The 15732-nt window shown below is 69.1% G+C and carries 10 protein-coding genes; 4 read left to right on the plus strand and 6 right to left on the minus strand.

Annotated features, from left to right (window positions below):
• Positions 1 to 443 precede the first annotated feature (443 nt).
• On the minus strand, positions 444 to 731 hold the full coding sequence (locus BN948_RS06640; protein WP_035620902.1) for a hypothetical protein: 288 nt from the start codon (positions 729 to 731) through the stop codon (positions 444 to 446).
• A gap of 723 nt (positions 732 to 1454) precedes the next feature.
• Positions 1455 to 2285 (minus strand): ComEC/Rec2 family competence protein, encoded by an 831-nt coding sequence (locus BN948_RS06645; protein WP_081921892.1) that lies wholly within the window; start codon positions 2283 to 2285, stop codon positions 1455 to 1457.
• A 66-nt stretch (positions 2286 to 2351) separates the two neighbouring features.
• Here BN948_RS06645 and BN948_RS06650 point away from each other — a divergent pair, with 66 nt between their 5' ends.
• The 4 genes from BN948_RS06650 (at position 2352) to BN948_RS06665 (ending at position 9903) form a co-directional block, all read left to right on the plus strand.
• Positions 2352 to 5753, plus strand: coding sequence for a transglutaminase family protein (locus BN948_RS06650; protein ID WP_009517238.1), 3402 nt, complete (start codon positions 2352 to 2354; stop codon positions 5751 to 5753).
• A gap of 46 nt (positions 5754 to 5799) precedes the next feature.
• Positions 5800 to 8388, plus strand: coding sequence for a circularly permuted type 2 ATP-grasp protein (locus tag BN948_RS06655; RefSeq protein ID WP_009517237.1), 2589 nt, complete (start codon positions 5800 to 5802; stop codon positions 8386 to 8388).
• A 6-nt stretch (positions 8389 to 8394) separates the two neighbouring features.
• Complete coding sequence (locus BN948_RS06660) at positions 8395 to 9363, plus strand: transglutaminase family protein (protein ID WP_009517236.1); 969 nt, start codon at positions 8395 to 8397, stop codon at positions 9361 to 9363.
• A 69-nt stretch (positions 9364 to 9432) separates the two neighbouring features.
• Positions 9433 to 9903 (plus strand): RidA family protein, encoded by a 471-nt coding sequence (locus BN948_RS06665; RefSeq protein ID WP_009517235.1) that lies wholly within the window; start codon positions 9433 to 9435, stop codon positions 9901 to 9903.
• Here the strand turns inward: BN948_RS06665 and BN948_RS06670 are convergent, their stop codons facing one another.
• The 4 genes from BN948_RS06670 to BN948_RS06685 are packed head-to-tail and all read right to left on the minus strand — an operon-like array spanning position 9904 to position 15565.
• Complete coding sequence (locus BN948_RS06670; protein ID WP_009517234.1) at positions 9904 to 10083, minus strand: hypothetical protein; 180 nt, start codon at positions 10081 to 10083, stop codon at positions 9904 to 9906. It lies immediately after the preceding gene.
• A gap of 2 nt (positions 10084 to 10085) precedes the next feature.
• Positions 10086 to 11216, minus strand: coding sequence for a DNA glycosylase AlkZ-like family protein (locus BN948_RS06675; protein WP_009517233.1), 1131 nt, complete (start codon positions 11214 to 11216; stop codon positions 10086 to 10088).
• Between the two features lie 36 nt (positions 11217 to 11252).
• Positions 11253 to 13598 (minus strand): DNA topoisomerase IV subunit A, encoded by a 2346-nt coding sequence (parC, locus tag BN948_RS06680; RefSeq protein WP_009517232.1) that lies wholly within the window; start codon positions 13596 to 13598, stop codon positions 11253 to 11255.
• The gene (locus BN948_RS06685) at positions 13598 to 15565 is read right to left on the minus strand and encodes a DNA topoisomerase IV subunit B (RefSeq protein WP_009517231.1); all 1968 of its coding nucleotides are present in this window, start codon (positions 15563 to 15565) and stop codon (positions 13598 to 13600) included. Before BN948_RS06685 ends, parC begins: the two co-directional genes overlap by 1 nt.
• Between the last annotated feature and the right edge of the window lie 167 nt (positions 15566 to 15732).

Consider the following 15732-nt stretch of genomic DNA (forward strand, 5'->3'; position numbering starts at 1 on the left):
TGAGAACTTGTTCGACTTCTTGTTCATGGCTCAATCCTCTCAGAGAAAAGAGCCTCCTCAAATCCCGGGGCGGTTCAGACCGCGTTCAGCGCGACGTGTTGGAGCTCCTGAGAAGCAGTGGCGTAGAGTGCAGCCCCCACCCACGCAGTCGCGTCCTTCTCTTACCGGAAGGTCGAAGGTTACGACTCCAGCTTAGCTGGCCCCATTGGTCACCCGGCGGCAAGCGCTGGCACGTTCTGAAGAAGACTCATCCTCGGGCGGATTTGGTGCTGTTCGCCCAGATGGACGATGGCCCCTGTGCACTTTCGTTCAGCCTGATGACCATGGACAACTTCAGTCGACTCCCGCCGTGGATGCCAGAGGCGCCTTCGCACGTGTTCGATGCAGTGCACACGAGCGACGACGTCGTCACCCGACTTAAGAATTTGCTGGCCTCTCGCTAGTCACAAGGCGGACGGTGGAGGCTCCTTTTTCTGTTCGTGGACGATGGCCATGGCAATTTGCAGGGATATTTTCTCTGCGGCTTGCTGCCAGGACCAATCGAGCGGCATGGTCGACTCGTCGGTCTCCTCCAGGGCCAGAAGTACGCGCTCTTCTATGAGGTCTCGCGTTGCGGTTATCCGCTCCTGGTCCAGGGAAAGGCCTCTGGCGATGCGATGGGCCGTGACTACGTCTAGCGCCAGTCGCATCGAGATACGTAGGTCAGTCGGATTTATGCGATTCAAGTCCATGGCTGTCAGAAGCGCTCATCGCTCGGACCAGGGTAGCGGGAGTCCATACCCCAAGGCGTCGACATTCGACGCATGGCTATCTCAGTCTCGAGCAAACGCAAGAAGCCAAAGTCGGAGTCAACGGAACCCGCACTAGTCCAATCGAGGTCGTGGATGAGGCCGCTCAATCTGTCGAGGGGCTCGGTTCGTCCGTAGAAAGACCAGTCTGATGTTTAAGATAAGTTTTTTTATCTTGTGCAGATATACGGCCCATTTGCTTGATTTATAACGAGTTTTTTTCCGCATGCAGCACGCACCGCCCTCTACAGCAAGGCTTCTCCGGGTGACACGGCATGAGCTAGCTGTGGTTGAACTCTGGGAAGTCATCCTCCGTGCACTCGTAGCCCAGCGAGGCTAACGCGGTACAGGCACGTCCATTTCTTAAGACGTGAACGTCGCATGCCCTTCGCATCGCTTCGTGCCAGTGCAAGGAAGATTCTGAAGTCAGTCTTCAACTCTGCGTGCCGGTCTCCGGCCTGGATGATGTACCTGCGCACGCTTGGTCAGCTCGCTGCCAGCGCCATCAGCTCAACCTCCAAGTCAACCGAGTACAGCCTACGACCCAGTTGAACCTGGCGGTCTAAGCGAACGACTCTTTTCTCGAAGCTGGAAGAGCAGTCGCTACACAAGGCGAACGACTCTTTTTTCGGCTGAAAAATCGGAGTTTTCATCAACGCCTTGATTTCACGGAAATTTCGGGCGAACAACTCTTTTATCGCAACCCACGATGGCCGATTGCTCTCCCACGGCCAGCGCCGCGAGCACGCCAGCGGCGCGCGAATCGCCCAGGCGCTCGACCATGGCCCCGGCCACGCGCTGGCGCGCCAGGTCCACCGGGTGGCGCCCGCTTTGCTCCAGCCGCTCGGGCGCGGGGTCCCGCGGGCCCGCGCGCACGTAGCCGGTGGCCAGAATGCCGCGCTCCCACAGCCAACGCTCGCGATCGAAGCCATGCGGGTTGAGGCTGCCGTGCGCGCGCTTCAGCCGCACCTCGAAAGCCCAGCGCTCGCCCGCCACCAGGCCCGGGCTGCGGTGGGCCACGGCCCAGCCGCCGGGCCGGTCGCCGTCGCGCTGCGGGCCGCCATACCAGCCCAGCAGCAGGCGCGACGGCAGGTGTACGGCCTGGCCGTCCAGGCTCGCGCGTTCCACCACAAACTCGAAGCGCTCGCCCTGCAAGCCCATCACCGGCAAGGACGCGACGCGCCCGACCACCGCGATGTCGCGGCCCTCCAACGCGGGCGCGAGGCCTTGCTCGGCCAGTGCCGCCGCACGCAGGCCCGTGACGCCGAACGCCAGGGCCGCGCCCGCCAGCAACCACGCCAAGCGCTGGCGCCAGGCCAGGGCCGCGAGCCCGCCCAACACCATGGCCGCATACCCCCACCACGTCCACAAGCCACTCTGCTGCAGCTGCAAGGCGCAGCCCAGCACCACGCCCGCCAGCGCCCAGCCGCCGCGCCAGGCGCGCGGCGTTTCCGGCACGCAATCGTCATCGCCCGATGGCGCAGGACTTGCTAGCATGGCCCGCAGCCGCCTGAAAGCGCTCGCCAGGTCCCGCGTCATCTCCCCTCCCTGAAAGCCCGTCGCATGGCCATCCACGTTGCCCTGAGCCACATCACCCATTACCGGTACGACCGCCTGGTGCGACTGGGACCCCAGGTGGTCCGCCTGCGCCCGGCGCCGCACAGCCGAACCAAAGTGCTCTCGTACTCGCAGCGCGTCGAGCCCGCCACGCACTTCATCAACTGGCAGCAAGACCCGTTCGCCAACTACCAGGCCCGCCTGGTGTTTCCCGAGCCCACCACCGAATTCAAGATCACCATCGACCTGGTGGTCGAGATGGCGGTGCACAACCCCTTCGACTTCTTCCTCGAACCACAGGCCGAGCAGTTCCCGTTCGAGTATGCCGAGGCGCAGCGGCGCGAACTGGCACCGTATCTGGCGACCGAGCCGTTGACCCCGCTGCTCAAGGCCTACCTCGACGGCATCGACCGCGCGAAGCGCCGCACCATCGACTTCCTGGTCGACATCAACCAGCGCCTGCAGCGCGACATCGCCTACACCATCCGCATGGAACCCGGCGTACAGACGCCCGAGCAGACGCTGCAGCTCCGGCGCGGCTCCTGCCGCGACAGTGGCTGGCTGTTGGTGCAACTGCTGCGCCACGTCGGGCTGGCCGCGCGCTTCGTCTCGGGCTACCTGATCCAGCTCGCGCCCGACGTGAAGTCGGTGGACGGCCCCAGTGGCCCCGAGCGCGACTTCACCGACCTGCACGCCTGGTGCGAGGTGTTCCTGCCCGGCGCGGGCTGGATCGGCCTGGACCCGACCTCAGGCCTGCTCGCGGGCGAGGGCCACATCCCGCTGGCCTGCACGCCGCAGCCCGGCAGCGCCGCGCCGGTGGAAGGCGGCGTGGACGAAAGCGAGGTGGCGTTCGAGCACCACATGTCGGTCACGCGCGTGCACGAATCGCCGCGCGTGACACGGCCCTACACCGACGAGCAATGGGCCGCCGTGCTCGCCCTGGGCGACCAGGTGGACGCGGACCTGGTCAAGCACGACGTGCGGCTCACCCAAGGCGGCGAGCCCACCTACGTGGCCACCAGCGACCGCGACGCCGCCGAATGGAACACCGACGCCCTGGGCCCGACCAAGCGCGGCTACGCCACCGAGCTGCTGGGCCGCCTGCGCGAGCAATACGGCCAGGGAGGCTTCGTGCACATGGGCCAGGGCAAGTGGTACCCGGGCGAACAGTTGCCGCGATGGGCGCTGTCGGTGTTCTGGCGCGCCGACGGCGAGCCCTGCTGGCACAAGCCCGAACTGCTGGCCGACGAGCGCGACGCGGCCCAGTACAGCAGCGACGACGCGCGCCGCTTCGTGCAGGCGCTGGCGCGCCGCCTGGGCCTGTCCACCCAGTACATCACCCCGGGCTACGAGGACACCTGGTACTACCTGTGGCGCGAACGCCGCCTGCCGGTGAACGTGGACCCGTTCAACAGCCGGCTCGACGACGAACTGGAGCGCACCCGCCTGCGCCGCGTGTTCGACCAGGGCCTGTCCAGCGTGGTGGGCTACGTGCTGCCGCTGCAGGCCAACGCCGGCAGCCCGGCCCTCGGCGGCACCGTGTGGTCCACCGGCCCCTGGTTCTTCCGCGACGAGCGCATGTACCTGATCCCCGGCGATTCGCCCATGGGCTACCGGCTGCCGCTGGACTCGCTGCCCTGGGCCAGCGCGGGCGAGCGGCCACAGCACATCGAGCAGGACCCTTTCGCCCCGCGCCCGGCGCTGCCGCGCACCACCCCGCTGCGCACCCAGGCCGCGCCCCCGGCCGGCGGCACCCGGCCATCGCGCGGCTGGCCCGCCAGCGGCGCGCCCGCCCACGGCCTGTCCGCGCACTTTCCGCAGCGCGGCGAATCGGCCGGCTGGCTCACGCGCACCGCGCTGTGCGTGGAAGCGCGCGACCCGCAACGCGCGAACGGCCCCAAGGCAGAGAAAGAGAAAGGCGGCAAGGGCCAGCACCTCTACGTCTTCATGCCCCCCATGGAACGGTTGGAGGACTACCTCGAGCTGCTCGCCGCCGTCGAGGCCACGGCCGAGCGCCTGGGCGTGAAGGTGGTGCTCGAAGGCTACCCGCCGCCGCGCGATCCGCGCCTGAAGATGCTGCAGGTGACGCCCGACCCCGGCGTGATCGAGGTCAACATCCACCCCGCGCACAACTGGAACGAACTGGTGGAGCACACCGAGTTCCTCTACGAGGCCGCGCACCAGACGCGCCTGTGCGCCGAGAAGTTCATGACCGACGGCCGCCACACCGGCACCGGGGGCGGCAACCACTTCGTGCTCGGCGGCGCCACGCCGGCCGACTCGCCCTTCCTGCGCAAGCCCGAGTTGCTGGGCAGCCTGCTGGCCTTCTGGCACAACCACCCTTCGCTGAGCTACCTGTTCAGCGGCCTGTTCATCGGCCCCACCAGCCAGGCCCCGCGCGTGGACGAGGCGCGCAACGACCAGTTGCACGAACTGGAGGTCGCGCTGGCGCAGATCGCGCAGGCGCGCGAGGTGCACGGGGAACACATGCCGCCCTGGCTGGTGGACCGTGCGCTGCGCAACATCCTCATCGACGTCACTGGCAACACCCACCGCAGCGAGTTCTGCATCGACAAGCTCTACTCGCCCGACGGCCCCACCGGCCGCCTGGGGCTGCTGGAGTTGCGCGCATTCGAGATGCCGCCGCACGCGCGCATGAGCGTGGCCCAGCAACTGCTGCTGCGCGCGCTGGTGGCGCGCTTCTGGCAGCAACCCTACCGCGCCCCGCTGGCGCGCTGGGGCACGGAGCTGCACGACCGCTGGCTGCTGCCCACCTGGCTGCGCCTGGATTTCGAGGACGTGCTCACCGAACTGCGCGACAGCGGCTACGCCTTCGACATGGCCTGGTTCGAGCCGCACCTCGAATTCCGCTTCCCCCTCATCGGCGAAATCGCCGCACGCGGCATCGAACTTACCCTGCGCGGCGCGCTGGAGCCCTGGCACGTGATGGGCGAAGAAGGCGCGGCCGGCGGCACCGTGCGCTACGTCGACTCCTCGCTCGAGCGCCTGGAGGTGCGCGTGCGCGGCTGGACCGACCGGCGCTACCTCGTCACCTGCAACGGCCGCGCCCTGCCCCTGCACAACACCGGCACCGCCGGCGAGTACGTGGCCGGCGTGCGCTACAAGGCCTGGGCGCCGCCCTCGGCGCTGCACCCCACCATCGGCGTGCACGCGCCGCTCACCTTCGACATCGTCGACACCTGGATGCAACGTTCATTGGGCGGTGGCCGGTACCACGTGAGCCACCCCGGCGGGCGCAACTACGACAGCTTTCCCGTCAACGCCTACGAAGCCGAAAGCCGGCGCCTGTCGCGCTTCTTCCAGATGGGCCACACGCCCGGGCACCTGCGCGTGTCGCCCGCCGAGGTGAACCGTGAATTCCCGTGCACGCTCGACCTGAGGACCTGAGCCGGGAAGGCAGTCCCGGCGCGGTCGCGCGGGCATACTTCGCGCCGTGACAGCCGATCCCAACGATTCCCTTTTTGACCCGCTGCAGCCCGAGCACCCGGGCGAGTGGGCGACATCCCTGGCCGTGCCGGCCGACGCCGGCCACCTCGACGAACTGCAGGGCGAGGGCCAGCATGGCCTGGCCCCCACCTGGGGCGATTTCTTCGACCACACCGGCACCGAAGGCCTGGCCGACCTGAACCGCCGCGCCGAGGCGCTGCAGCGCCAGATCCGCGACAACGGCGTCACCTACAACGTCTATGCCGACCAGAGCGGCCTGCAACGCCCCTGGGCGCTCGACCTCTTCCCGATGATCCTGGGCCCGCAGGACTGGGCACAGATCGAGGCCGGCGTGCTGCAGCGCGCGCGCCTGCTCAACGCCATGATGGCCGACCTCTATGGCCCGCGCGAACTGCTCAAGCGCGCCCTGCTGCCGGCCGCGCTGGTGCAGGGTCACCCCGGCTACCTGCGCGCCATGCAGGGCATGCAGCCGCGCGGCGGCACCTGGTTGCACATCATCGGATTCGACCTCGCCCACGGCCCCGACGGGCGCTGGTGGGTGGTGGGCCAGCGCACGCAGGCCCCGTCGGGCCTGGGCTACCTGCTCGAGAACCGCATCGCCATCAGCCGCCAGTTCCCCAAGGCCTTCGCCGGCATGAAGGTGCAGCGCCTGGCCGCGAGCTACCGCGCGCTCATGAACGGCATCAAGGCCATGGCGCCGGAGGGCGACAACGCGCGCATCGCGTTGCTCACGCCCGGCCCCTACAACGAAACCTACTTCGAGCACGCCTACCTGGCGCGCTACCTGGGCCTCACCCTGGTGGAGGGCAACGACCTCACCGTGCGCGACGAGCGCCTGTTCCTCAAGACCCTGGCCGGGCTCGAACCCGTGCACGCACTCATCAAGCGCGTGGACGACCAGTGGCTCGACCCGCTGGAGCTGCGCACCGATTCCACCCTGGGCGTGCCCGGGCTGCTGCAGGTGCTGCGCGCCGGCAACCTGCTGCTGGCCAACGCACCGGGCTCGGCCCCGCTCGAATCGAGCGCACTGCTGGGTTTTTTGCCCGCCATCAGCGAGCACCTGCTGGGCGAACCACTGGCCCTGCCCTCGCTGGCCACCTGGTGGTGCGGGGAAGACGCCGCGCTGCGCAGCGTGCTGCCGCTGCTGAAAGACGGCGTGATCAAGGCCACCTATCCGGGGGGCGGGCCGCAGACCGTGATCGGCCAAAGTCTGGGCGCGCGCGCACTGGACGAATGGACCGGCCGCCTGGTGCGCCAGCCCGAGCAATACACCGTGCAGTCGTGGCTGCCGCTGTCGCAGACGCCCACCTGGACGGGTGACCGGCTCATGCCGCGCTCGGCCATGCTGCGCGTGTTCGCCCTGGCCGACGGCGCGGGCTCCTGGCGCGTGCTGCCCGGCGGCCTGGTTCGCATGGCGCCGCGCGGGCAACTGATGGCCACCATGCAGCGCGGCGGCAGCAGCGCCGACTGCTGGGTGCTCACCGATGGCGCGGTGGACCACACCAGCCTGCTGCAGAGCCAGCCCAGTTCCTTCGCCATCGCACAGCAGAAGCAGCCGGTGACCAGCCGCGCGGCCGAGAACCTGTTCTGGCTCGGCCGCTACACCGAGCGCGCCGAGAACAGCGTGCGCCTGGCCGAGATCGTGCTGGACGAACTCGACGGCGAGGAGCCCGGCACGCTCGCCCTGCTGGCCTGGCTCACCGAGGTCTCGCGCGAGAACGCGCTGGTGCTGGCCGACGTGCCCGACGCCCAGCAGTCCCCCCGCGTGTTCGCGCGCAGCCTGATGGCCAACCTGGCGCCGCACCCGCAGCACCCGGCGGCCGACAGCTCGTTCAGCGCGGGCTTCAACCTGCGCGCCATCGCCAGCGCCGCCGCGCAGGTGCGCGAGCGGCTCTCACGCGAACACTGGAACCTCATCGAACGCGCGCAGGCGGGCTTCGCCAGCAGCGCGGCGCGCCTGCTCAACGACGGTGACTTCACCACCGGCGAGGCACAACTGCTGCTGCAGGAAGCGAGCCAGCAGCTCGCCGCCATCACCGGCTCGCAGACCGACCGCATGGTGCGCGACGATGGCTGGCGCCTGCTGTCCATCGGACGCCACATCGAGCGCCTGGCCACGCTATCGCGCGCCCTGGTGTTGGGCCTGGAGACCGGCAGCCTGCACGAGCCTGCCGGCTTCGAGGCCATGGTGGCCCTGTTCGACAGCACCATCACCTTCCACGCCCAATACCAGCAGCGCCGCGACATGGTGGCCCTGATCGACCTGCTCGTGCTCGATCGCGACAACCCGCGCTCCCTGGCCTGGGTGGTGCAGACCCTGCGCGCGCGCCTGGCCCGCCTGGGCCAGAGCGTGGCGCCGCAGGACGCCGAGCTGGCGCGCGACCTTCCCGACCCCGCCACCTGGCAACTGGCCGAGCTGAGCAACTGGCAGCGCGGGCCCGACGGCCGCCGCGTGTGGGGCGCGCTGGCCCGACTGCTGGAGGACTGCGAGGCCGCGGCGATCGACCTGTCCGACGAGATCACGCGCCTGCACTTCAGCCACGCCGACCGGCGCAGCCAGACCCTGACCACCTGAACCGCCATGAAACTGCGCGTCCTGCACCGCACCACCTACCGCTACCAGAGCGCGGTGGACATGGCGCAGCACATGCTGCACCTGAGCCCGCGCACCACGGCGCTGCAACAGGTCCTGGCGCACCGGCTGGCGATCGAGCCCGAACCGGCCGCGCTGCACCAGAGCACCGACGCCTTCGGCAACCAGCGCACTTTCTTCGCGCAGCAGGCGCCCCACGACAGCCTGAGCGTGCTGGCCGACAGCACCGTCACCACCGCCGCCCCCCGCCCCCTGCCCGAAAGCGGCCCCTGGCACACGCTGGACTGGGAGCGCGTGCGCGAGCACTTCCGCTACCGCGTCAACGCGCCCTACGACCCGGCGGCCGAGTTCCTCTTCGCCTCGCCCCTGGTGCCGCGCGACGAGGCCTTCGTCGCCTGGGCGCGCCCCGCCTTCGCGCCGGGCCTGCCGGTGCTGCGGGCCGTGCGGGCATTGATGGAGCGCATCCACATCGAACTGCAGTACGAGACCGACAGCACCGAGGTCAGCACGCCCCCGCTGGAGGCACTGGCGCAGGGCAAGGGCGTCTGCCAGGACTTCGCGCACATCATGATCGGCTGCCTGCGCAGCCTGGGCCTGCCCGCGCGCTACGTCAGCGGCTACCTGCTCACGCAGCCGCCGCCGGGCCAGCCCCGCCTCATCGGTGCCGACGCCTCTCACGCCTGGGCCGCCGTCTACGTGCCTGGAGAAGGCGGCACCGAGGGCGAGTGGTTCGACTTCGACCCCACCAACAACCGCTGCGGCCGCGGCAGCCCGGGCGAGGACTACGTGACGCTGGCCATCGGCCGCGACTTCAGCGACGTCTCGCCCATGCGCGGCGTCATCCAGGGCGGCGCGCAGCACACACTGGACGTGGCCGTGACCGTGGCCCCGCCGGACGAGCTGGAGGGCCGTGACCTCCATCCCGCCATCGAGCCGCCGCCCGCCAGCGGCCGATAGATCGCGAAGATCGTCAGGGGCGCTCGATAGAATGGCCCGCTCCTTTTGGCCATTCACCTGGAGCGACCGATGAGCGCACTCGCGAAACTCAAACAACTGGGCATTACCCTGCCCCCCGTGGCCACGCCGGCCGCCGCCTACGTGCCCTTCGTTCAGACTGGCCAACTCATCTTCATCAGCGGCAACATCGCGCGCAAAGACGGCAAGGCCTGGGTCGGGCAGTTGGGCCTGACCATGGAAACCGACGAGGGCAAGGAAGCCGCGCGCAGCATCGCCATCGCCCTCATGGGCACGCTGCAGGCTGCCTGCGAGGCGTCGGGCAAGACACTCGACGACGTCAAGCGCATCGTCAAGGTACTGAGCCTGGTCAACAGCACCCCCACCTACACCGAACAGCACCTCGTCACCAACGGCTGCAGCGAGTTGCTTGGCGAGGTGTTTGGCGACGCCGGCCAACACGCGCGCAGCGCCTTCGGCGTGGCGCAGCTGCCCATGGGGGCGTGCGTGGAGATCGAGCTGATCGCCGAACTGAAGGCCTGATCAGCGCTGGCGGCGCGCATTCGCGCGCCGCACCTGCCGGCTCTGGCCGGCGGCTTCCTTCGCCTTCTCCCGCTGAGCGCGCCGCTGCGCGAAGTACCGGGTCGCATAGCGGGACACGGCGAACGCCAGCACCCCCACCGCGACCGCGATCACCACGCCGGTGATGTCGCCGGATTCCATGCTCATCGCTCCTCGGGGCTGCCCGCGGCGCGCCCATAACCTGTCAGAAATTCCGTGAAGCGCGCCAGTTCATCGTCGAGCGCGCGCCGAAACGCCGGGTCGCGCGGCGCGCGGCCGGCCACGAAGCCGAGTTCGTGCCGCAGTTGCCCGCGCTCCAGGCGCAGGTTGGCCCAACCCAGCATCTGCTCACCCCACAACAACGGCAGCGCGTAGTGGCCCATGGTGCGGCGTGGTGCGGGCACGTAGGCCTCGAAGCGGTAAGCCCAGCCCCACAGCATCTCGAAGCGGCGCCGGTCCCAGGCCACGGGGTCGAAGGGCGCGAGCAGGCGCAGGCCCTCATGCGGCTTGTGGCGACGCGAGGCCGGGTTCTCGTCCGCCGGCCAGAACCAGGTGGTGCCATCCACCACCGCATGGCCATAGCGCGTGCGCGCCGCCTGCACCACGGCGCGCGTTTCCACCGCCAGGTGCGGCGCGCCGTAGCGCAGCAGCGTGACGAGGTAGCCCAGGCTGGGCGCCGGCAAGGGCGCGTACAAGGCCACGATGGCGTCGACCAGCGCCTGGGCGCGCGCCAGCCGCGCGGCGGGGCTGTCGTCCTGTTCCGCGTGGCTCATGGCCTCGTACACGCGCGTGCCGGCCTCTCGCCGGCGCACGCGCAGCCAGCCGTGGTAATGCATGTGGTCCAGCAGGCGCGTACTGGCGTTCAGGTCGCCTCCCCAGTAGCCGGCCACGCGACCGTGGTGGGCAAAGGCTTCGCCCACCTCGCGCGGGTGCGCCAGGCCACGCTCGCGCACGAAATCGAGCACGGCCCGCGCGCGCTGGGTGGTGTCCTCGTCCCAGGCCTGGCGCGGCGTGCGTGGGTGCAGCAGGGCCAGCATGTCGCGCGGTACGAAGCCGTAGTTGACGAAGGCGTCTTCCTCCAGCCCGAGCCGCTCGTAGCGCCGCTCCAGGTCGCCGGCGCGGTAGTCCTGCACGCGCTGGAACAGGATCAGGTCCTGCGCGCGCGCCGGGGCGCGCATCGGATCGGCCTGCACGAAGCCCAGCCGGCGCACCGCGGCCGGCAGGGTCATCGGCTTGAACAGGCTGCGCGCGATGGCGTGGCGGCGCAGGTCGTCGAGCGTGAGTGGCGTGGCCATCGGAAGCGGTGAACCTTGCCGGAGCGCCCGCGCGACTTACTCGACCCGCGTGACACGCGAGGGCTTGAAGCCCAGGTCCGCCGCCTTGCCCTTGCGGCCGCGCGCGGCGCGGGCGTTGTTCAGGCTGCGGATCTCCAGTGTCTCCTCGCGCTCCTTGCCGCCGCGGCCGGTGCCATCGATCCTCACGCTGCGCGTGTAGGCCGCCGCACCGGCCAGCGTGTCCTTGGGTTCCAGGTCGATCAGCATCAGGCCGCGACCGCCCTTGTCCATCTGCTTGAGCTCGGTGATCTCGAAGGTCAGGATGCGCCCACCCGTGGACGCGCAGCACACGTGGGTAGCAGGCACCAGCGGCTGGCCACCCGAACTGAACGCCGCGTGCGAGGGCGCACAGGGCGTTTCACCGTCGCCAAGGCTGAGGAAGGTCTTGCCGCCGCGCTGGCGCGACACCATCGATTCCACCGTCGCGATGAAGCCGTAGCCACCGCTGCTGGACAACAGCAGCGCCGCGTTGGCCGGCCCCGCGAAGTAGTGCAGTGGCTGCGTGCCGCTTTCCAGGTCGATCAGCGTGGTAACGGGCTGGCCGTCGCCGCGCGCGCCGGGCAGGCTGGCCACGGGCACCGAGTACACGCGCCCGTTGCTGCCGATGACGATCAGCGTGTCCACCGTGCGGCACTCGAAGGTGCCGTACAGGCCGTCGCCGGCCTTGAAGGCGAAGACCGAGGCCTCGTGGCCGTGGCCGGTGCGCGCGCGCACCCAGCCCTTGCTCGACACCACCACCGTCACCGGCTCGTCCACCACCTTGATCTCGGCCACGGCCTTCTTCTCGGCCTGGATCAGCGTGCGGCGCTCGTCCGCGAAGGCCTTGGTGTCGGCCTCGATCTCTCGGACCATCAGGCGCTTGAGGCTGTTCGGGTTGGCGAGGATGTCCTCCAGCTTGGCCTGCTCCTCGCGCAGGTTCTTCAATTCCTGCTCGATCTTGATCGCCTCCAGCCGCGCCAACTGGCGCAGGCGGATCTCGAGGATGTCCTCGGCCTGGCGGTCGCTGAGCTTGAAGCGCTCGATCAGCGCGGCCTTGGGCTCGTCGCTGTGGCGGATGATGCGGATCACCTCGTCGATGTTGAGCAGCACGAGCTGCCGGCCTTCGAGGATGTGGATGCGGTCCAGCACCTTGTTCAGGCGGTGCTGCGATCGCCGCGTGATCGTGGTCTGGCGGAATTCGATCCACTCCACCAGCATCTGCCGCAGCGACTTCTGCACCGGCCGGCCGTCGAGCCCGATCACCGTGAGGTTGATCGGCGCGGACGTTTCCAGGCTGGTGTGCGCCAGCAGTTGCGTGATGAGTTCCTGCTGCTCGATGCGGCTGCTCTTGGGCTCGAACACCAGGCGCACCGGCGCGTCCTTGCTGGACTCGTCGCGCACACCGTCGAGCACCGCGAGGATGCTGGCCTTGAGCTGGTTCTGGTCCTGCGTGAGCGCCTTCTTGCCGGTCTTGACCTTGGGGTTGGTGAGCTCCTCGATCTCCTCCAGCACCTTCTGCGAACTGGTGCCCGGCGGCAGCTCGGTCACCACCATCTGCCACTGGCCGCGCGCCAGGTCCTCGATCTTCCAGCGTGCGCGCACCTTCAGGCTGCCACGGCCCGTGCGGTAGGCATCGGCGATGTCGCCGGCCGGGCTGATGATCTGGCCACCGCCCGGGTAATCGGGGCCCGGGACCAGGGCGAGCAATTCCTCGTCGCTCAGCTTGGGGCTTTTGATCAACGCCACGCAGGCCTCGGCCACCTCCCGCAGGTTGTGGCTGGGCACCTCGGTGGCCAGGCCCACGGCGATGCCGCTGGCGCCGTTGAGCAGGTTGAAGGGCAGGCGAGCGGGCAGTTGCCGTGGCTCGGTGGTGGAGCCGTCGTAGTTGGGAACGAAGTCCACCGTGCCCTCGTCGATCTCGTCGAGCAGCAGCCCACTGATCTTCGCCAGACGCGCCTCGGTGTAACGCATGGCCGCCGCGCCGTCGCCGTCGCGCGAGCCGAAGTTGCCCTGGCCGTCGATCAGCGGGTAGCGCTGCGCGAAGTCCTGCGCCATGCGCACCAACGCGTCGTAGGCGGCCTGGTCGCCGTGCGGGTGGAAGCGGCCCAGCACGTCACCCACCACGCGCGCACTCTTGACCGGGCGAGCGGCGGCATTGCCGCTGTAGCCCAGGCCCATGCGCTCCATGCTGTAGAGGATGCGCCGCTGCACCGGCTTCTGGCCGTCGCACACATCGGGCAGCGCGCGGCCCTTGACGACGGACAGGGCGTATTCGAGGTAGGCGCGCTGGGCGTAGGCCGCCAGCGAGTCATCGGGTTCGGCCGGCTGTTCCAGCGGCAGTTCGGGGTTGTTCACATCAGCCATCAGATATCCACCTCCACGGCGTCACCGTGGAGTTCCATGAGTTCACGCCGCGCCGCGGCCTCGCCCTTGCCCATCAGTTGGGTGATGCGGGCCTCCGTCGTGGCGAAGTCGTGCGCGCCCAGCACCACGGGCAGCAGGCGGCGCGTGTCGGGGTTGAGCGTGGTGTCCCACAACTGCTCGGCGCTCATCTCGCCCAGGCCCTTGAAGCGGCTCACCTGGCACTTGTCGGCCGGCACGCCTTCCTTGGCGGCCTTGTCGAGGGCGGCGTGCAGCTCGCCCTCGTCGAGCGTGTACACCTTGGCCGCCGGCTTCTTGCCGCGCGCGGGTATGTCCACGCGGAACAGCGGCGGGCGCGCCACGTACACGTTGCCGGATTCGATGAGCTTGGGGAAATGCCGGAAGAACAGCGTCAACAGCAGCACCTGGATGTGCGAGCCGTCGACGTCGGCGTCGGACAGGATGCAGACCTTGCCGTAGCGCAGCCCGCTCAGATCGGGCGTGTCGTTGGGGCCGTGCGGGTCGACGCCGATGGCGACCGCGATGTCGTGGATCTCGTTGTTGGCGAAGAGGCGGTCGCGCTCCACCTCCCAGGTGTTGAGCACCTTGCCGCGCAGCGGCAGGATGGCCTGGCACTCCTTGTCGCGGCCCATCTTGGCGCTGCCACCGGCCGAGTCGCCCTCGACCAGGAAGATCTCGTTGTGGTTCAGGTCGCGGCTCTCGCAGTCGGTGAGCTTGCCCGGCAGCACGGCCACGCCGCTGCCCTTGCGTTTCTCCACCTTCTGGCCCGCGCGCTGGCGCGTCTGCGCGGCCTTGATGGCCAGTTCGGCGAGTTTCTTGCCGTAGTCCACGTGCTGGTTCAGCCAGAGCTCCAGCGCGGGCCGCACGTAGTTCGACACGAGGCGCACCGCGTCGCGCGAGTTCAGGCGCTCCTTGATCTGCCCCTGGAACTGCGGGTCGAGCACCTTGGCTGAGAGGACATAGCTGGCGCGCGCGAACACATCCTCGGGCAACAGCTTCACGCCCTTGGGCAGCAGCGCGTGCAGTTCGATGAAGCTTTTGACCGCCTGGAACAGGCCGTCGCGCAGGCCGCTGTCGTGGGTGCCGCCGGCGCTGGTGGGGATGAGGTTGACGTAGCTCTCGCGCACCGGCGCGCCGTCTTCGGTGAAGGCCACGCACCAGGACGCGCCCTCGCCCTCGGCGAAGCTGTCGTGGCCGGCCTCGGCGAAGCCCTCGCCCTCGAACATGGGGATCACCGGGTCGGCGGTGAGCGTCTGCTGCAAATAGTCGCGCAGGCCGCCCTTGTACTGCCAGGTCTGGGTCTCCTTCGTCTTCTCGACCACGAGCTGCATGGTCACGCCGGGCATGAGCACGGCCTTGCTGCGCAGCAGGTGCACCAGCTCGTTCATCGGCAGCGCCGAGGACTCGAAGTACTTCGCATCGGGCCAGGCGCGCACGGTGGTGCCCTGCTTGCGGTCGCCCTCGCCGCGCGGGGCCACGGCCAGGGGCTCGATCACGTCGCCGCCCGAGAAGACCAGGCGCGCGGCCTGGCCCTCGCGGTAGCTGATGACCTCCAGCCGTTTGGACAGCGCATTGGTGACGCTCACGCCCACGCCGTGCAGGCCACCCGAGAAGCTGTACGCGCCGCCCTTGCCCTTGTCGAACTTGCCGCCGGCGTGCAGGCGGGTGAACACCAGCTCGACGACCGGCGCCTTTTCTTCGGGGTGCAGGCCGAAGGGGATGCCACGGCCATCGTCTTCCACGCTCACCGAACCGTCGGCGTGCAGGGTGACCTTGATCTTTTTGCCGAACCCCGCGAGCGCCTCATCGGCCGCGTTGTCCAGCACTTCCTGAATGATGTGCAGCGGGTTGTCGGTGCGGGTGTACATGCCCGGCCGCTGCTTGACCGGCTCCAGCCCCTTGAGGACGCGGATGGAGCCTTCCGAATAGGTGGAGGGGGTGCTTGCCATGGGCGCGGATTGTAGGCGCGCGCGGCGAAAACCACTGGATGAATTCCCAGGCTTCGCGCCACGGCATCGGATCGATGCCAGCCAGGCAACAAAAACACGCAGAAATTTCAATCGGGCCAGCCACCCCCGCGACGCCCGGGGCGAACGGCCCTTGGGCACAATCCGCC

It is taken from the genome of Hydrogenophaga intermedia (genome assembly GCF_000723405.1).
GTDB lineage: Bacteria > Pseudomonadota > Gammaproteobacteria > Burkholderiales > Burkholderiaceae_C > Hydrogenophaga > Hydrogenophaga intermedia.